The organism is Arthrobacter sp. B2a2-09, assembly GCF_027587375.1.
Taxonomy (GTDB): domain Bacteria; phylum Actinomycetota; class Actinomycetes; order Actinomycetales; family Micrococcaceae; genus Arthrobacter.
The window spans coordinates 4,133-27,220 of record NZ_JAMXIC010000012.1 but is presented as its reverse complement, the minus strand read 5'-3'; the positions used below and the strand labels follow the sequence as shown (position 1 = coordinate 27,220).

Annotated in this window: 20 protein-coding genes; 6 read left to right on the top strand and 14 right to left on the bottom strand. The window is 64.0% G+C overall.

Features of this window, described 5'->3' with window-relative positions; genetic code table 11:
- Positions 1 to 66: 66 nt before the first annotated feature.
- The 4 genes from dnaK (at position 67) to NFJ07_RS13925 (ending at position 4,442) form a co-directional block, all read left to right on the top strand.
- Positions 67 to 1,932: a molecular chaperone DnaK gene (gene dnaK / locus NFJ07_RS13940; RefSeq protein ID WP_269995200.1), complete on the top strand. Its 1,866-nt coding sequence runs from the start codon at positions 67 to 69 to the stop codon at positions 1,930 to 1,932.
- Positions 1,933 to 1,934: 2 nt separating this feature from the next.
- Positions 1,935 to 2,597, top strand: coding sequence for a nucleotide exchange factor GrpE (locus NFJ07_RS13935; protein WP_269995199.1), 663 nt, complete (start codon positions 1,935 to 1,937; stop codon positions 2,595 to 2,597).
- A gap of 427 nt (positions 2,598 to 3,024) precedes the next feature.
- Positions 3,025 to 3,990, top strand: coding sequence for a DnaJ C-terminal domain-containing protein (locus NFJ07_RS13930; protein ID WP_269995197.1), 966 nt, complete (start codon positions 3,025 to 3,027; stop codon positions 3,988 to 3,990).
- Between the two features lie 29 nt (positions 3,991 to 4,019).
- The gene (locus NFJ07_RS13925) at positions 4,020 to 4,442 is read left to right on the top strand and encodes a heat shock protein transcriptional repressor HspR (RefSeq protein WP_269995195.1); all 423 of its coding nucleotides are present in this window, start codon (positions 4,020 to 4,022) and stop codon (positions 4,440 to 4,442) included.
- A gap of 4 nt (positions 4,443 to 4,446) precedes the next feature.
- Here NFJ07_RS13925 and NFJ07_RS13920 read toward each other — a convergent pair whose 3' ends face one another.
- The 6 genes from NFJ07_RS13920 to NFJ07_RS13895 are packed head-to-tail and all read right to left on the bottom strand — an operon-like array spanning position 4,447 to position 11,491.
- Positions 4,447 to 5,118 carry a CG0192-related protein gene (locus NFJ07_RS13920; RefSeq protein WP_269995193.1) on the bottom strand — a complete coding sequence of 224 codons (672 nt, stop codon included), beginning with the start codon at positions 5,116 to 5,118 and terminating at the stop codon, positions 4,447 to 4,449.
- 10 nt (positions 5,119 to 5,128) lie between these two features.
- The gene (locus tag NFJ07_RS13915; RefSeq protein WP_269995191.1) at positions 5,129 to 7,519 is read right to left on the bottom strand and encodes a bifunctional salicylyl-CoA 5-hydroxylase/oxidoreductase; all 2,391 of its coding nucleotides are present in this window, start codon (positions 7,517 to 7,519) and stop codon (positions 5,129 to 5,131) included.
- Between the two features lie 14 nt (positions 7,520 to 7,533).
- Positions 7,534 to 9,192 carry an AMP-binding protein gene (locus tag NFJ07_RS13910; RefSeq protein WP_269995189.1) on the bottom strand — a complete coding sequence of 553 codons (1,659 nt, stop codon included), beginning with the start codon at positions 9,190 to 9,192 and terminating at the stop codon, positions 7,534 to 7,536.
- Positions 9,193 to 9,233: 41 nt separating this feature from the next.
- Positions 9,234 to 10,124 carry an acyl-CoA thioesterase gene (locus NFJ07_RS13905; protein WP_269995187.1) on the bottom strand — a complete coding sequence of 297 codons (891 nt, stop codon included), beginning with the start codon at positions 10,122 to 10,124 and terminating at the stop codon, positions 9,234 to 9,236.
- 5 nt (positions 10,125 to 10,129) lie between these two features.
- On the bottom strand, positions 10,130 to 10,612 hold the full coding sequence (locus NFJ07_RS13900; RefSeq protein ID WP_269995185.1) for a cupin domain-containing protein: 483 nt from the start codon (positions 10,610 to 10,612) through the stop codon (positions 10,130 to 10,132).
- Positions 10,613 to 10,645: 33 nt separating this feature from the next.
- Complete coding sequence (locus NFJ07_RS13895) at positions 10,646 to 11,491, bottom strand: fumarylacetoacetate hydrolase family protein (RefSeq protein WP_269995183.1); 846 nt, start codon at positions 11,489 to 11,491, stop codon at positions 10,646 to 10,648.
- 177 nt (positions 11,492 to 11,668) lie between these two features.
- On the opposite strand from NFJ07_RS13895, the gene NFJ07_RS13890 reads away from it, so the two are divergent.
- Entirely contained in the window at positions 11,669 to 12,067 is a 399-nt protein-coding gene (locus tag NFJ07_RS13890) for a RidA family protein (RefSeq protein WP_269995181.1), read from the top strand.
- Here the strand turns inward: NFJ07_RS13890 and NFJ07_RS13885 are convergent.
- The 5 genes from NFJ07_RS13885 to NFJ07_RS13865 form a co-directional block, all read right to left on the bottom strand.
- Entirely contained in the window at positions 12,064 to 12,768 is a 705-nt protein-coding gene (locus NFJ07_RS13885; RefSeq protein WP_269995180.1) for a hypothetical protein, read from the bottom strand. The two genes, NFJ07_RS13890 and NFJ07_RS13885, sit on opposite strands and share 4 nt — an antisense overlap.
- Positions 12,769 to 12,839: 71 nt before the next feature.
- Positions 12,840 to 14,126 (bottom strand): amidohydrolase, encoded by a 1,287-nt coding sequence (locus NFJ07_RS13880; protein WP_269995178.1) that lies wholly within the window; start codon positions 14,124 to 14,126, stop codon positions 12,840 to 12,842.
- Positions 14,127 to 14,207: 81 nt separating this feature from the next.
- Positions 14,208 to 14,996, bottom strand: coding sequence for an amino acid ABC transporter ATP-binding protein (locus tag NFJ07_RS13875; RefSeq protein ID WP_269995176.1), 789 nt, complete (start codon positions 14,994 to 14,996; stop codon positions 14,208 to 14,210).
- Positions 14,993 to 15,916, bottom strand: a complete 924-nt coding sequence (locus NFJ07_RS13870; protein ID WP_269995174.1) for an amino acid ABC transporter permease — start codon at positions 15,914 to 15,916, stop codon at positions 14,993 to 14,995. Before NFJ07_RS13870 ends, NFJ07_RS13875 begins: the two co-directional genes overlap by 4 nt.
- A gap of 22 nt (positions 15,917 to 15,938) precedes the next feature.
- A complete protein-coding gene (locus NFJ07_RS13865; protein ID WP_269995172.1) occupies positions 15,939 to 16,865 on the bottom strand; it encodes an ABC transporter substrate-binding protein in 927 nt (308 codons plus the stop codon).
- A 120-nt stretch (positions 16,866 to 16,985) separates the two neighbouring features.
- Between NFJ07_RS13865 and NFJ07_RS13860 the strand changes: the two genes are divergently transcribed.
- Positions 16,986 to 18,047 (top strand): Lrp/AsnC family transcriptional regulator, encoded by a 1,062-nt coding sequence (locus NFJ07_RS13860; protein ID WP_269995170.1) that lies wholly within the window; start codon positions 16,986 to 16,988, stop codon positions 18,045 to 18,047.
- Between the two features lie 13 nt (positions 18,048 to 18,060).
- On the opposite strand, the gene NFJ07_RS13855 is transcribed toward NFJ07_RS13860, so the two are convergent.
- From NFJ07_RS13855 to NFJ07_RS13845, 3 genes are all read right to left on the bottom strand, one after another.
- Positions 18,061 to 18,936, bottom strand: a complete 876-nt coding sequence (locus NFJ07_RS13855; RefSeq protein WP_269995168.1) for a PaaX family transcriptional regulator — start codon at positions 18,934 to 18,936, stop codon at positions 18,061 to 18,063.
- Between the two features lie 12 nt (positions 18,937 to 18,948).
- On the bottom strand, positions 18,949 to 19,395 hold the full coding sequence (locus NFJ07_RS13850) for an acyl-CoA thioesterase (protein WP_269995167.1): 447 nt from the start codon (positions 19,393 to 19,395) through the stop codon (positions 18,949 to 18,951).
- 96 nt (positions 19,396 to 19,491) lie between these two features.
- Positions 19,492 to 22,908 carry a DEAD/DEAH box helicase gene (locus NFJ07_RS13845; protein ID WP_269995165.1) on the bottom strand — a complete coding sequence of 1,139 codons (3,417 nt, stop codon included), beginning with the start codon at positions 22,906 to 22,908 and terminating at the stop codon, positions 19,492 to 19,494.
- Positions 22,909 to 23,088: the final 180 nt, after the last annotated feature.

Below are 23,088 nucleotides of genomic sequence, written 5' to 3'. Positions count from 1 at the left end.
TGAACGAGGCCTGAGTACAGTTGAGTGCAGAACGCTCAACTAGGTTTCATTGAAAGGAAGCAACATATGTCACGCGCTGTAGGTATCGACCTCGGAACCACTAACTCCGTCGTCTCTGTTCTCGAAGGTGGCGAGCCCACCGTCATTGCCAACGCCGAGGGTGGCCGCACCACGCCGTCGGTCGTTGCATTCTCCAAGTCCGGTGAAGTCCTGGTTGGCGAAATTGCCAAGCGCCAGGCCGTCAACAACATCGACCGCACCATCGCTTCCGTGAAGCGCCACATGGGCACCGACTGGTCCGTCGCCATCGACGACAAGAAGTACACGCCGCAGGAAATCTCCGCGCGCATCCTCATGAAGCTGAAGAACGACGCCGAGAGCTACCTCGGTGAAAAGGTCACCGACGCTGTCATCACCGTCCCGGCCTACTTCAACGACGCCGAGCGCCAGGCCACCAAGGAAGCCGGCGAAATCGCCGGTATGAACGTTCTCCGTATTGTCAACGAGCCCACCGCGGCTGCACTTGCCTACGGCCTGGACAAGGGCAAGGAAGACGAACTCATCCTGGTCTTCGACCTCGGCGGCGGAACGTTCGACGTCTCCCTGCTGGAAGTCGGCAAGGACGACGACGGCTTCTCCACCATTCAGGTCCGCGCCACCGCCGGCGACAACCGCCTCGGCGGCGACGACTGGGACCAGCGCGTTGTTGACTACCTGCTGAACCAGCTCAAGGTCAAGGGCATCGACCTTTCCAAGGACAAGATTGCCCTGCAGCGCCTGCGCGAGGCTTCGGAGCAGGCCAAGAAGGAACTCTCTTCCTCCACCAGCACCAACGTCTCCCTCCAGTACCTCTCCGTCACCCCCGACGGCCCGGTCCACCTGGACGAGCAGCTGACCCGCGCCAAGTTCCAGGACCTCACCAAGGACCTGCTCGAGCGCACCAAGAAGCCGTTCCATGACGTCATCGCCGAGACCGGCATCAAGCTCTCCGAAATCGACCACATCGTGCTGGTGGGCGGTTCCACCCGTATGCCCGCCGTCTACGACCTCGTCAAGGAACTCGCCGGCGGCAAGGAGCCCAACAAGGGCGTCAACCCGGACGAAGTTGTTGCCGTTGGCGCAGCCCTGCAGGCCGGTGTGCTGAAGGGCGAGCGCAAGGACGTCCTGCTGATCGACGTCACCCCGCTGTCCCTGGGCATCGAAACCAAGGGTGGCGTCATGACGCACCTGATCGAGCGGAACACGGCGATCCCCACCAAGCGTTCCGAGACCTTCACCACCGCTGACGACAACCAGCCGTCCGTGGCCATCCAGGTCTTCCAGGGCGAGCGTGAATTCACCCGCGACAACAAGCCGCTGGGCACGTTCGAACTGACCGGCATCGCTCCGGCACCGCGCGGCGTCCCCCAGGTTGAGGTCACCTTCGACATCGACGCCAACGGCATCGTCCACGTCTCCGCCAAGGACAAGGGCACCGGCAAGGAACAGTCGATGACCATCACCGGCGGCACCGCGTTGTCCAAGGAAGACATCGACCGCATGGTCCGTGAAGCCGAGGAGCACGCAGCCGAGGACAAGGCCCGCCGCGAGGCTACCGACACCCGCAATACTGCCGAGCAGCTCGCCTACTCCGTGGACAAGCTCATCGCCGAAAACGACGACAAGCTGCCTGAAGAGGTCAAGACCGAGGTCAAGGCCGACGTCGACGCCCTCAAGAAGGCCCTCGAAGGCACCGATGACGCAGCGGTGAAGACCGCTTTCGAGAAGCTGCAGCACTCGCAGTCGAAGCTCGGCGAAGCGATCTACTCGCACGCCGGTTCCCCGGATGGTGCCAGCAGCGCCGCCGGTGCTGAGGGCGCTCACGCCGATGCCAAGGGTGCCGACGAGGACATCGTCGACGCCGAGATCATCGACGAAGACGAGAAGAAGTAAGCATGCCTCACCACGGCAACGACGCAGAGCACTCACCTTCCAACAACGAGGGCAACGAGCAGCAAAAGCCGGTCATTCGGGACAACCGCAAGGTTGACCCGGAGACCGGGGCCGCCCGCCACCCCCAAGGATCGGCAGCTGATTCCAACGCCGCTGCCGCCGAGGGCGACGCCCTGTCCCAGGCTGAGGAAATCCTCAACGGCATGGAGGTTCCGGCTGAAGAGTCGGTAGCCCCCGGTGCCGCTGCAGAAGCAGAGGCCGCGGAACTCCGCAACGACCTCCTGCGCCTGCAGGCTGAGTACGTCAACTACCGCAAGCGCGTCGAACGCGACCGCGCCGTCGCAGGGGAAATGGCCGTCATCGGCGTCCTGAACTCCCTGCTCCCGGTGCTGGACGACGTCGACGCCGCCCGCCAGCACGGCGACCTCGTGGACGGCCCGTTCGCCGCGATCGCCGCCAAGCTGGAGAACGCGCTGAAGACGTACGGCTTGGAGCGCATCGCGGAAACCGGAGTCGAATTCGACCCCACGATCCACGAAGCCCTCATCCAGCAACCGGGCGAGGACATCGAAGTAGACACAGTCAGCCAAGTGCTGCGCTCCGGCTACCGCTCCGGCGACCGAGTGCTGCGCGCGGCCCAAGTGATCGTGGCAGTGCCGGCTTAGGGTTCCACTCGCCGGCGCCTTCGCGGATGAGGGGTAGCCCCGCGAAGTGAGACAAGGGGCCCCGCCCCTTCGCCGGGTGGCCAAGGATCTGCGATCCCTAGCCACCCGGCTCCGGCAGCGGATATTGGCCTTCCCAACACTCGCAAGCTCGTGTCGGGGCCCTCGGCCAGATCCTTAGATGCCACTCCCAGGCCCCCTCATCCGCTACGGCTCAAGCGTTCGGCTCGCCTGAGATCAGTTTCGCCTAAGGTGAGATGACAGCAAGCGCGAAGCGAAGCATAGGCCCCGGGAGTGGCATCGGGCCTGCCGGAGCGTGGCGGCTAAAGTCCGCAGGACTTAGCCGCCACGCGAAGGGGCGGGGGCCTATGCTTCGCGTAGCGCACGCAACCGCACCGCAACGCAACACAGAACGAAAGAGAGAAGCCGAGTGGCCAGCCAGGACTGGGTTGAGAAGGATTTTTACGCCATCCTTGGTGTCGCCAAGGACGCCTCTGACGCTGACATCAAGAAGGCGTACCGCAAGCTTGCGCGGAAGTACCATCCGGACACCAACTCCGGGGATCCTACTGCGGAGAAGAAGTTCAAGGACATCTCGGAGGCCTACTCGGTGCTTTCGGATGCCGAGGAGCGCCAGCAGTACGATGCCATTCGCGCCATGGGCGGGGCACGCTTCGCTCCGGGCGCGGGACGCGGCGGGCCAGCCAATGGTGGCTTCGAGGATCTGTTCGGCGGACTTTTCGGCGGCGGCGCACGCCAGCCCGCCGGTGCCGGCGGCATCCCTCCCGAGTTCGCTGACCTGTTCGGCGGCGGCTTCGGCGGTGGACAGACCGGTTTCCAGCGTGCCCCCCAAAAAGGCAGCGACCGCACGGCGTCCACCTCAATTTCCTTTGCGGGCTCCATCCACGGCACCACGGTGAGCCTGCGCGAAAGCAACGGCAACGTCATCGACGTGAAGATTCCCGCGGGCATCAGGGACGGCCAGAAGGTCCGTCAGCGCGGCAAGGGCAACCCCGGTGCCGCCGGCAACGGGGACCTCATCATCACCGTGAACGTCAAGCCCCACGATTTCTTCAACCGCGACGGCGACAACATCCGCATCCACGTGCCGGTCACCTTCGCGGAGGCCGCTTTGGGTTCGAACATCCACGTGCCAACGCTCGACGGCGACACCGTCACCGTCCGCGTCCCGGCCGGCACGCCTTCCGGGCGCACGCTCCGGGTCAAGGGCCGCGGCGTCAAGACATCGAAGGGCACCGGAGATCTGCTGGTGACGATCGACGTCTCCGTCCCGCAAAACCTTAATAAGCAGGCCGAGGAGGCCGTCAAGGCATTCGCTGCGGCCACTGCCGACGCCGATCCTCGCCACGACCTGGCCGCCAAGGCCCGCTTGTAGCGGCAGAACACATGGGAGGGGACGTAGGCATGGGCATCGACATCAACCAGCCGATCTTCGTCATCTCCGTTGCGGCCGAACTCGCTGACATGCACCCGCAGACCCTGCGACAGTACGACCGCCTCGGCATCGTGTCGCCGAGCCGTGCCCCGGGCAAGTCCCGGCGTTACTCCCAGCGCGACATCGACCGTTTGCGTGAGGTCCAGCGGCTCTCCCACGAGGGCGTGTCCCTCGAGGGCATCAAGCGTATCCTCGAACTCGAAAACCAGGTGGCCGCGCTGCAATTCCGCGTGGCCGAGTTGAGCGAGGAATTGCAACGCCGGCGGAGCCCGATGGAAGCCCGCGTTTTTGCGGCAGGAGCGGCGGGCGACGTCGTGAGCCTGGCCCGCGGGCAGCGCCCCCGGGCGCGGTCCCAGGCAGTTGTAGTGTGGCGGCCGCGACCGGGGGAGTAGTCCTCTAAGGCTGCGAGAGGGACGCCAGCAGCACTGGTGCTTCCTGTCCGGCCCACGTTCCACTCAGTGTCCCAGCGCCGTAGAGAGACCCAGCGCCCCGCAGGGCAGCCGAATCTTCCGAACCTTGGGTCCCCGGATCCACAACGCGATTGACCAGGAGCGTGAGTTCACCGGCGTCGATGCTGGTGACACTGCCTTCGGTGATCGGGGCTGCCGGGGTCACTGACGGGACCTCGCTTCCGGGTGTTCCGCTGCCTTTAACCATGACGGTGCTGGCGCGCGGCTCCAGGGTACCGTCCACTTCCACGAACTGTTTGGCTTCTTGTTGTCCAGTGAGGATGGCGGTGGCCAGGGCAGCGACGTAGACCGGATCGGCGCAGGCGTCGTACACCCACCTCGTGCCCAGCACGGAGTGTTCCATGGTGCCGAGCAGCGAGGCCTCCGCGCCGGGCAATTCCGAACCCCGGTAGCTCAGGGGAACCTGGTAGACCTTGCCGCCGTGGGAGACCAGGTGGGTCTCGAGGCCGACTTCGCCCTCCGGATCATCGAAGCGGTACGCACCGAGCAGTTCGGGCGGTGCGGACCCATCCTTGGTGAACCACGGCTGGACGGGCAAATACTTTTCGATGAGCTCCAGTTTGCTGGGATGCAGGGTTGCTCGATGGATGATAGCCATGCGGTCCAGCCTAGTTGGCCAGCGCGGGGGCGGAGACAGACCTCGGGGTCCAGCGTAGGTGCGTGTTGCCGGCGTCGGACTCGGGCTCTTTCAAGAGGGACAGGCGGGGGCGCACCGCATCCGTGCGGGAGCTCGGCGGTTTCCGTCGGCCCGCCCGGAACTGCGGCACCCACTGCGCGCCGGGGCCCTGGTATTCCTGCTCGGCTGCGGCGTGGAGTGTCCACTGGGGGTCGAACAGATGCGTCCGGCCAAGCGCCACGAGGTCCGCCCGTCCTGCTAGGAGGATGGAATTGACGTCGTCGTAGCTGGAGATGGCCCCGACGGCGATGACGGCTGCCCCGGCCGGCGCGGCAACTTCCTGCCGGATGCGGTCGGCGAAGGGGGTCTGGTAGCTGCGGCCAAAAGCCGGTTGTTCTTCCTTGGCGACCTGGCCGGTGGAGACGTCGATCCCGGCGGCGCCGTGGGCCACGAATGCCCGCGCGATGTCGAGCGAGTCGTCCGAGGTGTTGCCGCCGTCGATCCAGTCCGTCGCGGAGATGCGTACCGTCAGAGGCTTGCCGGAAGGCCAGGCCGCGCGGACGGCGTCGAACACTTCCAGGGGGAACCGCAAACGGTTCTCCACGCTGCCGCCGTATTCGTCCGTCCGGAGGTTGGACACCGGCGAAAGGAAGGAGGAAAGCAGGTAGCCGTGCGCGGCGTGGAGCTCAAGGAGGTCGAAACCTGCTTCATCCGCTCGACGGGCAGCATCCACGAACTGGGCTTTGATGGCTTCCATGCCTGCGCGGTCGAGTTCCACGGGCGTCTGGTTGCCGGGACCGTAGGGCAGGGCCGATGGGCCAACAGCCTGCCAGTTGCCGGATGGGAGCGGCTCGTCAATGCCTTCCCACATCAGCCGGGTGGACCCTTTGCGTCCGGAGTGTCCGATCTGGGCCCCGATCTTGGCTGTCGAACGATCGTGGACGAAGTCCACGATTTCCCTCCAGCTCTCGCGTTGGCCGTCCGTGTACAGGCCGGTGCAGCCGGGGGTGATCCGCCCGGTCTCGGAAACACACACCATTTCGGTCATGACCAGTCCGGCGCCGCCTAGTGCCTTGGAGCCGAGGTGGACTTTGTGGAAGTCGCCCGGGACGCCATCCACCGCGGAGTACATGTCCATGGGCGAGACGACGATGCGGTTCTTGAGCTCCAGTCCGCCGATCCGGAACGGCTGGAACATGGCCGGGGCGGTCTCCGCGAGTCCTTGGGATTGGGCGAAGTTGCGGTCTACGGCGTCGGCGAATTCCGGATCGCGCAGGCGCAGGTTCTCCTGGGTGATGCGGCGGCTCCGCGTGAGGAGGTTGAAAGCGAACTGCGTGGGGTCCTGGTCCTTGTATTGGGCGATCCGCTCGAACCATTCCAGTGAAGCCTGGGCTGCGCGCTGGGTGGAGGCGACAACCGGACGACGCTCGGTTTCATAGGCAGAGAGTGCGGATTCCACATCCGGGTGCTCGTGCAGGCATGCGGCGAGCGCCAGGGAGTCCTCCATGGCGAGCTTCGTGCCCGAGCCGATGGAGAAATGCGCGGTGTGCGCCGCATCGCCGAGGAGCACAACGTTGCCGTGGCGCCAGCTCTGATTGCGGACGGTGGTGAAGTTGATCCACTTGGAGTTGTTGGACAGGACCTCGAAGCCATCGAGTTCCTCGGCGAAGATGGAACGGATCTTGCTGATCGCTTTCTCGTCGGACACGCCTGGCGGGAAGACGTCGGCTGCGGTCTCGTCGAAGCCGGCAGCCCGCCACACGTCCTCGTGCATTTCGACAATGAACGTGGATCCTTCGTCGGAGTACGGGTAGCCATGGATCTGCATGACTCCCCATTCAGTTTCCTTGACGAAGAACTTGAAAGCTTCGAAAACCTGGTCCGTGCCCAGCCACATGAACTTGTTGGGCCGCGGGTCCAGGCTCGGAGAGAAGGAGTCCGCGTATTTGGCGCGGATCTGGGAATTGATGCCATCCGCTGCGAGGACCAGGTCATGTCTGGCCTCAAGCTCCTCAACGGGCGGCGCCACGGTCTGGAAACGCAGGTCGACGCCGAGCTCGGCGCAGCGGCGCTGAAGCAGCTCCAGCAGTTCCTTGCGGCTCATGGCCGCAAAGCCCTGGCCACCCACCGTCACCGTTTCGCCGCCGAAGTGGATGTCGATGTCGGACCAGCGGGCGAAGCGCCGGCCCATGTACTCGGCCACGACGGGGTCGGCATTCCCGATGCCGCCGAGGGTCTCATCGGAAAACACGACGCCGAAACCGAAAGTGTCGCTGGCGGCGTTGCGTTCCCAGAGGGTGATGTCGTGTGACGGGTCGAGCTGCTTCATCAGGGCTGCGAAGTACAGGCCGCCGGGGCCGCCTCCTACGATTGCGATTTTCATGCTTTTGCTCCTTTTCAGGCCTGGCCCAGGCCTGCGCCGGCAAGTTGTTCGGGGTCGTTTTTGATGCGGTCGCGCAGCTTGAAATGCTGCAGTTTGCCGCTGGGGTTGCGGGGAAGTTCGTCGACGAACCGGATGTCCCGCGGGTACTTGTAGGGGGCGATCGTCCGCTTGACGAAGTCCTGGATTTCCTTGCGCTTCGCGTCATCGCCTGTGACGCCTTCGCGCAGGACGATGAACGCGCAGACGACGCTGCCGCGTGCTTCGTCGGGGCGGCCGATGACGGCGTTCTCCACCACGTCCGGGTGCAGGTCGATGGCTGTTTCCACCTCAGGGGCTCCGATGTTGTAGCCGGAGGAAACGATCATGTTGTCCGACCGGGCTTGATAGGTGAAGTACCCGTCCTCGTCTTTCGTGAAGGTATCGCCGGTGACGTTCCAGCCGTTGACCACATAGTTTGCTTGCCGGGGGTCGTCCAGGTAGCGGCATCCGGTGGGGCCGATGACAGCCAGCCGACCAAGCTGCCCGGGCCCTAGCTCCAGGCCCTCGTCGTCGAGGATGGTGGCTCTGTACCCTGGCACTGCCCGTCCGGTGGTGCCGGGCCGGATGTCGTCACCGGAAGCGGAGATGAAGACGTGGAGCATTTCCGTGGCTCCGATGCCGTTGACGAGCCGGAGGCCTGTGGCGTCCCGAACTGCCTCCCACGTTTCCTTGGGCAGGTGTTCGCCGGCCGAGACGGCCACACGGAGTCCGCGAAGCAACGAGCCGCGGCCTTCCTTGAGGATGGCGCGATACGCAGTGGGCGCGGTGAACAGGACGCTGGCCCCGGCAGCGGCGGCGCTCTCGGCAAGTTCAACCGGGGCGGCCCGTTCGGTCAACAACGAGGATGCGCCGAAGCGCAGCGGGAAGACCACCAGCCCGCCGAGGCCGAAGGTGAAGGCGAGGGGCGGCGAACCGGCAAACACGTCGTCGGCGGTTGGCTGCAGGATATGGCGGGCGAAAGTGTCGGCGTTCGCGAGGATGTCCCGGTGGAAGTGCATGGTGATTTTGGGCGTGCCCGTGGTGCCCGACGTCGGGCCGAGCAGCGCGACGTCGTCGGCGGCCGTGGGCACGGCAGTGAATTCGCCGCTCTTGGCGGCGCAGCGGGACGTGAGGTCGCCGGCGTCGTCGGATCCGTAGGAGAGGACAACGGTGTCCTTGCCTGCGGCCGCGGCCAGTTCGTCCATGAACCGGTGGTCGGAGATCGCCACGGCCGGACGCGTGAGGCTGATGAGGGTGCCGACCTCGCTTGAGCGCAGCATCGGCATGGTGGTGACCACCACGGCTCCGGCTTTGAGCACGCCGAGCCAGGCCGCGACGATCCAGGGATTGTTCGGTCCGCGCAGCATGACGCGGTTGCCGGGCACCACCCCGAGGTCTTCGGTGAGGACCTGGGCCACCTGGTTGGCGCGCTGCTGCAGTTCGCCGTAGGTCCAGACCGGGCCGTCCGGGGTACGCAGGGCGGGCCGCGCGGCACCGTGGTTTGCGACGGCCTCGTCAATGAGTACTGCCGCCGCGTTGAGCGTCTCAGGGTACTGGAGCTCCGGCAGGGTGAATTCGAGCGTCGGCCACGTGCCTGCCGGTGGCAGGTGGTCGTGGGTGAAGGTGTCCACGTGGGCTGATCTCAACATTGTCATGGCCACTCCTTTCAGTAATACGACGGATAAGTCGAGCGTGTTCAGGAACCGGGGCGGATCATGCCCTCTTGGGCCACCGTTGCCAGCAGGCGTCCTTGCCTGTCGAAGAAGCGGCCCATGGCCAGCCCACGATTGCTTTGCCCGGATACTGCTTCCTGGGCGTAGAGGACCCAGCCGTCGGCGCGGCCGTCCCGGTGGAACCACATGGAGTGGTCCAGGCTGGCCGTGGCGAGTCCGGGGCTGGACCAGTGGAGTCCGTTCACCCGGAGCAGGGGCTCCAGGATGGTGTAGTCGCAGACATATGCGAGTGCCGCGCGGTGCAGATCGGCAGTCGCGTGTTCGTCACCGCCGTCGGGCAATTGCTCGAAGGCCTTGACCCAGATCGCCTGGTGCGGCACGGAATCGCCTTCCACCTGTAGATATACCGGACCAGGAATATGCCGCATATCGAAGCTTCGCTTCGAGGACCAGTACTCGGCAGCCGGCCCCTCGACCCCCTGCAGCACCTCGGCGGCACTGCGGAGGGATTCGGGCTCGACGGCGGATGGCGCCTCGGGCTGGAACTCCGGGCCGTCTTCTGGCACCTGGAAGGAACCCATCGCCGCGTACACGGTCTTGCCGTTCTGGTAGCCCCGCACGCTGCGGGTCGAGTATCCACGGCCGTCGCGGAGGCGTTCGACCTCGTAGCGGACCGTGGCCCCGATCTCCACGGGCCGCATGAAGTAGCTGTGCATGGAATGCAGCGAGCGGTCGTCGTCGACCGAGCGCATCATTGCTGCCGCAGCCTGGGCCACCATGTCTCCGCCGTAGGCTTTGGGCCACGGGACGTACTGCGAGGTGGCTTCGTGGGCTTCGTCGTGGATCTGGGCGGGGACGGCCGTCAGCTCGATGGCCTTGAGGAATGTCTCCGACGTCAAGGTTCCGGTGGACATGTCCATCAGGCCCTGCGGAAGTCTGCGAGGGTTTCGTCGGCAACGTCTTCGAGGTTGACCACGAGGTTCTCCGGGGTGCGCGCGGTCAGCCAGACGAGTTCTTCGGTGACGGACATGTTGGCCTCGACGTGCGGCATGAACGGCGGGACGAATACCCAGTCGCCCGTCTTCATGTCCAGGAACTCGGAGTAGTTTTCGCCGAAGTAGATGCGTCCGTGGCCGCGGAGCACGTAGCCGCCGGTTTCCGCTTCGCCGTGGTGGTGCGGCAGGGATCGGTAGCCGGGAACGTTGGAGACCTGACCGAACCAGATCTTGGTGGCCGGCGTGTGCTGGATGCTGACGCCGGAGACGCGGATGCAGTCGCCGGACTGGGCGGTGTTGGTGTCCTCTTCACCCGCGCGGGTGACGACGGGTACCACTTTGCCGTCCGGCTGGGCGTAGATGGAGTTGTCGCCTTCGAGGCGGTAATCGGTAGCGGTTTGGTTCATGGTGGTCACTCCTTTGAAGTGGTTGGTATTGGCCTAGACGTTGGCGGGGACGGGTGCGTGGATCCGGAAATGGTTTTCCAGCCTTCCGATCCCGTCGATTTCGGTGGTGAGGACGTCGCCGTCGTTCAGGAAGCGCGGCGGTGTCATACCCATCCCCACTCCGCCGGGCGTACCGGTCAAGACAAGGTCGCCTGGGCGCAGGGTAGTGAACTGGGAAATGTAGGAAAGGAGCTTCGCCGGGCCGAACACCAAGGTGCTGGTGTTGCCGTGCTGCACGAGCTCACCGTTGACGTAGCCGCGGACCTCGAAGTCGCCGTCCGCTTCGTCAGCGGTCAGCATGACCGGGCCCACCGGCGTCGTTCGGTCGAACGCCTTGCCTTGGAACCATTGCAGCGTGCGGCTCTGCCAATCCCGCATGGAGACGTCGTTGGCGATGGTGTACCCGGCGATAGCCTTCCGCGCTTGGTCTTCGTCCGCGCGGAACAGCTCGGAGCCGACGACGACGGCGAGCTCGGCTTCCCAGTCGACCTTCGCGCTGCCGTGGACGTGGATGGTGTCAGCCGGGCCGATGAGGGTGTCCGCGTACTTGGCGAAGAGCGTGGGGAACTCGGGAAGATCGCGGCCCATTTCCTGGATGTGGTCGCCATAGTTCAGTCCGCAGCAGATGACTTTGCCCGCCCGCGGAAGCAGCGGGGCGAAGTCCGGGTCAGTGATGGCATTGCCTCCGGCGGCCACCGCTTTCTCCACGATGGTTCGCCACTGCGGCTGGGCAAGAAGCGCCCCGACATCGGTGCCCGGCAGCGCGAGGTACGAGTCGGAGCCCGTGGCGAGTGCCGCCGTCGTGCCTCCGCCGGCCGTCCGCAGGGTGGCAAGTTTCATGCGTTCTGTCCTTCCAGTGCTGCTTCCCGAAAACGCTGCTTCTCGAAATGCTGCTTCTCGAAATAGGTATGTCGACTTTTTTACGATCGTCACATATGCTCAACGTAGCACGGCAGGAATGATCTGCACAGAGGCTTTTCAAAAGTTTTCGCAGTTGCCACAACGAGGAGGAACAGCATGAGTCACAGGACGATCAACCCGGAGTCGCTCCCCAAACCATCCGGTTTTGCGCACGGCATGCTCGCCGGAAACACCTTGTTCCTGGGTGGGCAGACGGCCCTGGACAAAGACATGAACATCGTTCCCGGCGGCATCGTGGAGCAGTTCACCCAGGCGTTTTCGAACGTCCTCACAACCTTGCGCGAGGCCGGCGGCCAGCCCGAGGACCTCGTCAACGTGACCATCTACCTCACCGACGTGGACGACTACATGGCCAGCGGCCGCGAGATCGGACGGATCTGGCGTGAAATGGCCGGATCCCAGTACCCGGCCATGGCCGGAATCGGCGTCACGCGGCTGTGGCAGAAGGAAGCCCTCATTGAGATCCAAGGCATCGCCGTCATCCCTGGGCGCTAGGCCAGCCAACCGTCTTTGCGGAGCCGGTCCTGGAGGCTGAGGACATTGCCCACGTCGATTCCCGCTGCGGCGTAGCGCCGGCGGACCCTGTGCAGGTGGGATTTGACCGTTTGTTGACTGATTCCAAGGAGCTCCGCAACTCCACGCATGCCATGGGGCTCGGGCCTAAGATATAGCATTGCGATCCGCTGCTCCCTTTCAGACAAGATAACCCTGGTCCGGGGACCCGACTCGAGCATGGCTTCGATATCGGGATGGATATATTGCCGGCCGGATGCCGCGGCGCGGATCGCGGCCGCGGCATAGCCGGGATCAGCCGACTTGGGCACAATGGCAAGCGCTCCGGCGTCGAGGGCTGGCTGCACGTGGGACAGAGGCAGCTCGTCGACAAGCAGCACGACCTGCATACCTGCCATAGTGATCGAGGCGACGATGTCGGCGAGTGTCCGGCCGTCGTCATTGAGCTCACCGACGACGGCGACATCGGCGTCTTGGATGCCCGAACTTCCCGGGACCCATTGAAGGGGCCACGCAGAGGCGCTGGCCCGAACGGCGATTCCAGGCGCATTCATGAACAGCCATTGAGACAAGGAATCGAGCAGAAGCTGGTGTCGGTCGATGATGAGGACCCGGATGTCCGAGTGAAGTTCAGCGATTCCGCGTGCGCCGATGGGGCCGATTCGTAAAGGTTGTTTGTGCATGACTGCCTTTCACGCGCTGGCCGACGAGAAGGCGTCGGGACGGCAATCCCGACGCCTTCAGGAAGATAACGCTAGAAATCCGCTGCTTCGGCGCCCGGAGCGGAATATTCTCCGACGGTGATGAGCCGTCGTCGTTCCGTTGTGTCCAGGGCAAGGTCAATCGCTGTCCAAGCCATCGCTGCCCCGCCTTCCAAAGCCGCTTTGTCGGCGTCCTCGCTGGCGCACCAGCGCGCAAACTCCGGCTGGTGATTGGACGCTCCGTGGGCTTCCACCCTGATCACCGGATGAATTGACGGTATTGCCAGTGAGACGTTGGCCATGTCGGTCGAGGCGGCTTCGGACAAGCGCTTTTCCAAGGGCTCGTCATCAAAGCGGCGTCCAAGGGACTCCGCGTTCGCTTGGTAAAAACCGACCATCGGCTGATCGTTCCGGAACTCGGAAAACTCCCTTGTTTCCTCAGTGATGTGCAGGCTGGCGCCGGTCGCGACAGCTCCGGCTTCGAAACAGGCAATGAGCTGCTTTTTGACCTCGCCCAGCTCCTTGACGTTGTTGGCGCGCGCATCGTAGAGCAATTCAGCGGCGCCCGGGATGCTGTTGGCCGCTTCACCTCCCTTGGTCACAATGCCGTGCACGAGCGCCCCCGGCAAAAGCTGCTGACGGAGCAAACCGATCGCAACCTGGGCCACGGTGGCGGCATCGCCGGCGTTGATTCCTTCGTGGGGTGCCACAGCCGAATGAGCTGTGCGTCCCGTGTAGCTTGCGCGAAGCCCGACTACGGCCCGCGTGTGGTGATCCGCGTACTCCTTGGTAGCGGGATGGACCATCATGGCCGCATGTACGCCATCGAACGCGCCGGCTTCCAGCATGATGATTTTCCCGCCTCCGGCTTCCTCCGCCGGAGTGCCGAAAACCTTCACGCAGACCCCGGCGGTGTCTGCGACCTCGGCTAGGGCGATTGCCGCCGCAACGGAGGCGGCGGCAATCACGTTGTGCCCGCAAGCATGGCCCACTTCAGGCAGCGCATCCATCTCAGCGCAGAATGCCACGACCAATTCGCCATGACCCGAGGTTGCAACGAACGCGGTTTCGAGATCTGCTATACCGCGTTCTATTTCGAATCCGTGCCGCTCAAGAAGATCCGTGATGGCCCGCGCCGATTCGTATTCGGCGAACGCCAGCTCCGGGTTCGCATGCAACTGATGGCTTAATCCGACGATCTCGCGCTGTGCACGGTGGATTGCGTCTCTTGCGGTCCTTTTCAGCGCGATTGACGCTGTTTCCCCGCCGTCTGCTTGGTATGCCTCCTGATGGCCGTACTGGCCGAGCTTGCCCTCGGCAATGTCGTTTTTGGTGTGCATTGGTACGTGATTCCCTTGGACGTGAGGTGAGCTTTTGTGGTGGGCCCGAACTCGGGCCAGTGATATCGCTGGTTCGGGGTTTCAGCGCACCGAGGCGAGGAACGCCTGGGTCCGTTCATGGCGCGGGTTCCCCAGGACCTCGCGGGCCGGACCGTCTTCGATGATCCGGCCTTGGTGCATGAAGATGATGCGATCGGCCACATCCCGTGCGAAGCCCATTTCGTGGGTGACCACGATCATGGTCATTCCGGACTTCGCGAGGTCCCGCATTACCTTGAGGACGTCTCCGACCAGTTCCGGGTCCAGGGCCGAGGTCGGTTCGTCAAAGAGCATGAGCTTGGGTTCCATGCATAGTGCCCTTGCGATCGCCACGCGTTGCTGTTGGCCGCCTGAGAGCTGCCGGGGGTAGGAGGAGGCCTTGTCCTCAAGACCCACCTGGCGGAGAAGTCCCAGGGCCCGCTCCCTGATATCGGCGTCGCGTTGTTTCAGTACTCTCCGCGGCGCTTCAAGCAGGTTTTCCATCACGGTCAGGTGAGGGAAGAGGTTGAAGTGCTGAAAGACCATTCCGATATGGGCCCGGTCCCGGCAAACTTCGGAGTCCGTCTGCTCGTGCAGCTTGTTGCCCTTCAGTTTGTATCCGACCCTCTGGTCCTCGACCCAGAGCCGGCCGCCGTTGGCCTTTTCCAGCTGGTTGATGCAACGTAGAAAGGTGCTTTTTCCGGAGCCTGAGGCCCCGATAAGACAGACGACTTCGCCCTTCTGGACCTCGACGTCGATGCCCTTGAGGACCTCCAGATGACCGAAGTTCTTCACGAGTCCTTCTGCCCGGACCATGGGAACGGCCTGGGCGTGCAGTGTCTGCGGTGTCATGGTCTGGGTTCCTTTCGAGCTGCGGGGGCCGGGGTTCCCTGGAAGAACCGGCGGATCCGGGTGACTGTCCCTACGTGGACCGTGCGGGTTGCTCCCCTGGAATAGCGGCGTTCCAAGTAGCCCTGGCCGACGTTGCAGATGGTCGTGATGATGATGTACCAGATGCTTGCCACGAGGAGCAGCGGGATGACTTGGAAGTTCTTGGAGTAGATGATCTGGGATGAGTAGAGCAGTTCGGGAACGGCAATGACGCTTACCAGGGACGTTGCCTTCAGCATTCCGATGGCCTCGTTGCCTGTCGGAGGGATGATGACCCGCATGGCCTGGGGGAGGATGATGCGTTGCATTGCCTGCAGACGGGTCAGGCCCAGGGCGCCCGCGGCTTCGGATTGTCCGGGGTCAACGGAGAGGATGCCGGCCCTGACGATTTCGGACATGTAGGCCGCTTCGTTCAGGGCCAGCCCGAGGATCGCCGCCGCCATCGGGGTGATCAGTTCGTTGGCGTTCAGGGCAACACCTGGAATTCCGAAGGAAATGGAAGGGTACAGGGCGGCCAGGTTGAACCAGAACAGCAGCTGCACGAGTACCGGGGTTCCGCGGAAGAAGCCCTGGTAGGCCCTGGCGATCCAGCTGATCACGGGGTTTGAGGAGATCCGCATGACGGCCAGCACGATCCCGAGTCCAACGCCCAGGACCATGCAGATTACCGTCAGTTCCAAGGTCACTCCGATGCCCTGGACAATGGCGCCGTCGCGGAAGAACAGGGCCACCTGGTCCCAGCCGAAGCGTGGATTGGTCAGGGCGGACTGGAGAAGGAGGCCGGCCAACGTTGCACAGAGCAAAGCCCCTGTCCATCGCCCGATGTGTTTCGTCCTGACGATTTTTGGTTCGTCCAGGACCGGTGCGGCGTTGCCGATCATGATGGCATCCGGGTCTTTTCGACTAGTTGCCTGCAACTTGGCCTGCCGTGACCTTGTGGTTTTCCGGCAAGCTCCACTTGCTGGTGATCGCGCTGTACGCCGGGCTGTCGACCAGCTTGAGCATCGCGGCCTGCACGGCGGCTGTGAGCGGGGAATTCTTGGGCAGCGCGGCCCCGGCGATTCCCGGGCTGAGATCCGCGCCGGGAACAAGCTCGAAGGGGTCTCCGGCCAGCTTGGCCTGGTAGCTCATGGATGCGCTCTCTGACATGACGCCATCCACGCGGCCGGACCTCAGGGCGAGGTTGGCGTCATTCATGGAGGGGAACAGCTGCGCGTCGATGGCGGGCTGGCCTGCGGCCACGCACTTCGCTGCAAAGTCGGGCAGTATGCTCAGCCCCTGGATCGTGCCTTTGCCGGCGGCGATCTTCTTTCCGCAGAGCGTCGTCCACTCCGTGGATAGCTTCTTTGGATTTCCGAGCGGAACCGCGATCGAGGTGCCGCCCTGTTCGTAGCTGACAAAATCGGCGTTCTTTTTGCGCTCCGTCGTTTCCATGAATCCGGAGATTCCCAGGTCATACTTGCCGCTGCTGAGCCCGGGCAGGATGGTGTCGAAGGTGGCGGGCACCATCTGCGTCTTCAGTCCGAGGATTTGTCCCAGCGCCGCGGCGAGGTCGGCATCGAACCCCACCACGGTCTTGTTATCGCTGGCGTAAAACTCGTAAGGGGCGAAGGAAGGGTCGGTTCCAATTGAAAGGACCCCCTTCGCCCTGACATCGGCAGGCACCAACGCGGCCGCCGCGGCGTCCATGGCAGCAGCCGGAATCGTCTGCTCCGCGGCTGCGGAAGCGCTTCCGCCGGTGCCTGTTCCGATGGTTGACGAAGCCTGGGTGCAGCCGGAAACTGCAAGGAGGGAAACGAGGGCGACTGCGGAGAGGGATGTCTTCTTCATTGGGGCCGTTCTTAAGATCAACCGCTCAAGAGGCGGTACGAAGATTGGGAGTCGGTACAAAGCCGGCCCGGGTTACGAAACCGGTTCTGTCCTGAGCCTCAAATATGTGACACTCGACTCATGTCTTCGAAGAAATCATCGGAAACGGACATTTTTGGGTCTTCTGTTTCGGAATCAGGCATTCCCAGTGAGCTGGACCTGGCTTTGATCAATGCTCTCCAGTTGCGGGCGAGGGCGTCTTGGGCGGAATTGGCGGAACCGCTGGGTGTTACCCCCAACACCTTGGCCCGTCGATGGAAGAGGCTGTCCGATGCCGGTCTGGTATGGGTCACGGCGGCCCCCGGCCGGGACTTTGTCCAGAGCGGCTGCACCGCATTCGTTTTGATCAGGACCCGACCGAGCGAAAGATCCCGGGTGGTTGCCAGACTCGTTACGTATAAGGAAGTGGCTACGGTTGAGGTGGCCACCGGGAACAACGACATAATCCTTGACGTCCTGACACCGGATTTGAAGACCCTGGATCGCTTTCTCAGCGACGAACTTGACCACATCCCGGGCATCAGGTCGACATCCACCATGCTCGCAACTTCGTTGTACCTGGAGAGCAGCCGCTGGCGCTTGCGTTCATTGGACGCCAGTCAGCTTGATGCGCTCAACAACGGCACCATGTCAGCGAATCCGGCAAACTACACGACGAGACTCGACATGCTGGATCGCAGCTTGCTCGATCTGCTCGTCAGAAACGGCCGGCTTACGTGGATTGAGCTGGCACAGGCGACGGATTGCAGCACTGCCACCGCGCGGCGGCGGGTCGAAAGACTGGTTGCCTCGGGCGTCGTGACTTTCCGTTGCGATATTGCACGGTCGCTCGCCGGGTGGCCCATTCAGGCCTCGTTGCTCGCCAAGGCACCGGCCAAGGACGTCGATTTCATCTGTGAACAGCTCGCGGCCTGGCCGGCATGCCGCCTGGTCGCCGCAGTGACAGGCGAGGCCAATGTCTATGCGACTTTCTGGGTACGCAATCTCGGGGAAATCCAGCGCTTGGAGACGGCTTTGGATTCACGGATGCCGACCATGAACGTGACCGAGCGGATGGTCGCGCTGGATACGCCAAAGCGGATGGGTCACCTGTGCGACAAGGACGGGCGGCATATCGGGGTCCATCCGATCGCTCCCTGGTAGGCCGGGCAACGCCTTAGGTTGCCACCAGATCCGCATTGCCGTGGATGAGTTCGTTCGCGTGGGCCGCGGCGAGTGGTGCGGCCAGGCGATGAACCGCCTGGAACGTCTCGCGAACCGCAGGGCCGTGCCAGTCCTTCGGGAGGAATTCCAACGGCAGGTTCGGGTCCCGGTACGGGAAGCGGCGCCACAGAGTCAGCATGGGAATGTAGTAGCGGAAAGCATCCCGGCGCAGCTCCGCGCTCGAGTTGGCCAAGGCGGCCTCGGGATCATCCCCGACCAGTCCGGCCCAAAGATCTCCCGCGCCTTCGTAGAGGTCCAGGAACTCGGCGAATTGCTCGTCGATGGCCTTTAAATCCCACCATTCGGCCACCTTCGGCCGCATGGGGCCCTCAAACAGGTAGTCGCCCCGGAAGAAGTCCACAAACTGGATGAGACCCCGCGAGGCAAGCCGTTCATGGGCTTGTTCAAGGACTTGGGCCGGCGCGATCCATACCCCTGAGGCCACGGATCCAAAACCGAGCCCGGACAGCTCGGAGCGTAGTTGGTGCCGACGGTTCCGCATTGATTCGGGGACGGAAAACACCGCGAGGACCCAGGCTTCCAGCTCGGTGGAGCGATCGGCTGCGAAGATCCTTCGATCTCCCTCGCGGAAGACGTCAATGACGGTGTCGGATAGTTCGTATTTGGCGACGCCGTCCTGGCGGACACTTTTGAGGACACCCTTGGCCTTCAGCCGCGAGACGGAGGAACGGACCCCTGGTGCGTCATAGCCCAGGTCGCCCAGCATCGAAATCAGCACAGAGACGGGGAGCGCATCGCCCGAACTGCGGCCATAAAGCCCATAGATCGTGACGATCAGCTGCTGGTGCCGTACCGGGGGAGCGGGCATGTCCATCATGGTTCAGAGCCCCGGACTGTTCGGGACCGCTACGCCGGCAGCCTGCCGGATCCGTTCCGGCCACGGCTGGGCTGATGCTGAGCCCGCTGGCACGTGGGCAGTGGTCATTGTCCCATATGCAGCCAGTCCGCCCGGCGAGTTTGGATGTGCGTGGCCATAGACCTCGAAGGCAAGGGTCATGGACGTTCGCCCGAGTTTTTGGATCTTCACGGTTGTCGTCACCCGCTGGCCAAACCACAGCTTGGCCGTGTAATTGACTACTTGTTGCACTCGAGGAGCACTCGGGAAGTACTCCGGAAGCGCCAGATTGCGGAAAAGCTCTGCCTCGGCGGCCTCGACCCAGCGCATGATTGCGGAGTTGTGTTGATGGCCCGACGCATCAGTGTCCACCCATTCCACAGTTCTTTCGATGCTTGCCTGCGTCTCTGACTGTGCTTCGGTGCCCTCCACGGTTCCCCCTTCGGCGACGCTGTATTCCTCAGGCCGCCTTCAATTGTATACGTCAAATGACGGCCGTTAGGATCCCGATATGCCGGAATCGGAGCCCTACTCCGCGAAGAGCCCCGCCAGGTCCTCCGCCGTCAGGGCGCCACCGGACAAGGCGTCGCCTTCCATCACATCCGCGAACAGCTGCGACTTCTTGGTCTTGAGCGCCATGACCTTTTCCTCGATGGTGTCCTTGGCCACCAATCGGTAGACCATGACGTTCCTCGCCTGCCCGATCCTGTGGGTGCGGTCCACGGCCTGCGCCTCGGAGGCGGGGTTCCACCAAGGGTCCAGCAGGAACACGTAATCGGCCTCGGTCAGGTTCAGGCCGAAGCCGCCGGCCTTCAAGGAAATGAGGAACACGGGCGCTGCGCCGTTCTTGAATTCGCTGACGACGTCGGCCCGGTTCCGGGTGCTGCCGTCGAGGTAGCAATACTCGATGTCCTCCGCGTCGAGCCGCTCCCGGACCTTGCCCAGGAACCCCGTGAACTGGCTGAAAATGAGCGCCCTGTGCCCCTCGGCAACGATGTCCTCCAGCTGCTCGAACAGCACATCCAGCTTGGACGAGCGCACTGCGGACAGGGACTCGTCCACCAAGGAGACATCCAGGCTCAGCTGCCGCAGCAGGGTGAGCGACTGGAAAATGGTGAAGCGGTTCTTATTGACATCGTCGATGAGCCCAAGGATTTTTTGCCGCTCACGCTGCAGATGCGTCTGGTACACCTTCTGGTGCCGCGGGTTCAGCACCACTTCCAGTACTTGCTCCTGCTTGGGCGGCAGGTCCTTGATGACTTGCTCCTTGGTGCGGCGCATCATGAGGGGACGGACCCGACGGCGGAGCTTGGCGAGCTGGGCCTTGTCGCCCTTCTTTTCGACTGGCTTTTGGTAGTACTCCGCAAAGCGGCGCGGGCTGGAGAACAGTCCCGGTGCCACGATCGAGGTCAGCGCCCAGAACTCCATGAGGTTGTTCTCAAGCGGCGTTCCCGTGATGGCCAGCTTGAAGGATGCCGGGAGCTTGCGGGCGCACTGGTAGGCCTTGGACTGGTGGTTCTTCACGAACTGGGCTTCGTCGAGCATGAGCCCTGCCCATTCCTTCGCTGCGTAGGCCTCGTAGTCGATCCGGAACAGCGCATACGAGGTGATGACGACGTCGGTCCCGGCCATGGATTCCTGCGGATCCGCGCCGCTCTTGGCGAAGGTCTCTCCAATGGTCTTCACGCTCAGGCCGGGCGCGAAGCGCTGCACCTCAGCGGCCCAGTTGCCCACGACGCTGGTGGGCGCTACTACTAGAAAAGGGGCGTACGGGGCGCTGCCGGCAGAGCCTTCAGCGCCGCCAGTGCCAGATTCAGCAAGCTCCTTCGCCGCGCACATCAAGGCAATCGCCTGCACCGTCTTGCCGAGGCCCATGTCGTCGGCCAGGACACCACCCAGGCTGTGGCGGTACAGGAAACTCAGCCAGTTGAAGCCCTCCAGCTGGTACGGACGGAGCTCGGCATCGAGCGAGCCGGGCAGCGGTAGCCCGGTCACGCCGTCGTCGAGCAAGCCGCCCACAGCTTCGCGCCATGCGGCCGCCTGTTCGTCCACGATCCCCAATTGCGCGAGCTCATCCCAGAGCCCGGCCTGGAACCGGCTGATCTGTAGGGTGCCGTGGCGGTCCGGGTTGTCCTGCAAGGACCTGGCTTCGTCGATCAGCGCGCGGAGGTGGTGGAGCTCGGGCAGGTCCAGGGAGAAGTAGGCGCCGCTGGGCAGCAACATCCGGCTCTGGCCGGCCGCGAGGGCGGAAAACACCGCGGCGAAGGACACAGGTTCGCCCTCGAGCGTGATGACGATGCCGAGATCGAACCAGTCGCGGCTGTCGGTGGCCTTCGTCGAAATGGAGACGACGGGCGCCTCGGTGGCCTCGCGGTAGTCGGCGATCTCGCCGGAAGTATCCACGACGACGTCGGGCAGCTCAAGGAGCCGGGGCAGTACCTCCTCGGTGAAGGCCAGGGTGTCCAGCCCGTCCAGCGCTACCGAGGCCGCCAGCCGTGGAGCTCCCCATCCGCCGCTCGATGACTCGCCGAGCGTGGGAACCACATCCCAAGGCCGGCCCAGGGACTCCAGGATCCGGGCTTCCTCGGTGTCGTCGCGGTAGCCGTGGTCGTCCGGGTGCCGCCAAAGGGGCTGGGCCGTGACGAGCTTGCCGGCCTTGTAGTGCCACTCCCAGTGCAGCCGCACCCGGTGGTCGGTGCCGTAGTTCGCCAGCAGGGACAGCGTGGGCACGGCGAGGACCGGCAACTCCACGGAATGGTCCGCTGCCGTGACCCGGGTGGACTGCTTGAGCTTCGGGTAGAACGCCGTGAGGAATCGTTCTTCGTCCTTCGCCGGGATCTGGAGCCGGGATGCGCCCATGACGAAATCGAGGAGTTCCTGCGACTCGCCGCCCTCCAAGGGAGCCAGCGTGATGAGGTTCTCGGGTGCGGATACGCCGGGCAGGTGCCCCTCGCCGGGTCCCGTGAAGAACAAGCCATGCGCCGGGCGGCCTATCAAGCCCAAGGTCGCCGGATCAAGGGCGTCCCCGCCCAAGGTCACCGACGGCGCCAGCTGCAGCCCGTCGTCGGGCCGGCCGCTTTCCAGCCGGCTCAGGTCAAGCCCGACGACGGCGGGCTCCGCGGCAATGCGGAGCGGCTCGGTCCCGCCGGAATGGATGAGCGACACCCCTATCTTCTCGGCCTCGGCCAGGAGGCTCCACAGGTTTTTCCCGGCGAATTCGTTGAGCAGCATCCACATGCTCGACGTGAGCTGCCGGTAGTCTGCGGTGGAATGCGCGGCCAGGAAGTTCTGCATCCAGTCGATATGGGCTTCATTGAACTCGCGCTTGTAGCCGAGGTAGTTCAGGTTGGTCCAGGAAACATCGCCCCGGATCCACTTGCCCTTGGCGCCCATCATCACGGGGCGGGCCTTGAGCTGGCGCACGCTGCGGAGGGGGTCCCGCCGGCCTGTGTAGGAGAAATGCGGGGCCGGTTCTTCCACCTCGAAGGCCAGTGCTAAGGGGAGGCCCTGGCCTTGCGGGGCGGTTCCCGGAGTGGCGATGAGCTTGCTGAGTGCCTGCTCCCAGGCCGGCCGCTGCACGGTTCCCCCAGGCTGGGCCGTCTGTCCGAACGCGGGCGCGCTGAGCAGCTGTGCCCGCACGGCAGGATGGTCTTCGGCGGCGAAGAGAAGGGCGGCCACGTGTTTGCAGTCCTTGCGGACGGGGCAACTGCACACGCCTACGGTGCAGCTCCAGCCGCCGGGCTTGCGGACCAGCTTGGCCGACGTCGAATACGCTGACGGGCCACTGCCCCTGACCTTGCCCATCATCAAACCCGTCGCGGAATCGAAAGTGATGCTGCTGACCCGGCTTCCCATGGCATACGCGAGGCCGGCCGCCAAGGAACGGTCGTTAATGGCGGGTGTCTGAATCGCCAGTTCCCAGGAGTCGTCTGAGTGGGAAGGCATTCGTTGGGGCTACTTTCGGCAGGAGGCTATCTATGAATCCTAGTCCCCGCCTCCTCCCTCACTTCGCTCCGCTCAGCCAGGGAACCCGGGCTGCGTGGGCCCACCCGCCTCCTCCCTCACTTCGCTCCGCTCAGCCAGGGAACCCGGGCTGCGTGGGCCCACCCGCCTCCTCCCTCACTT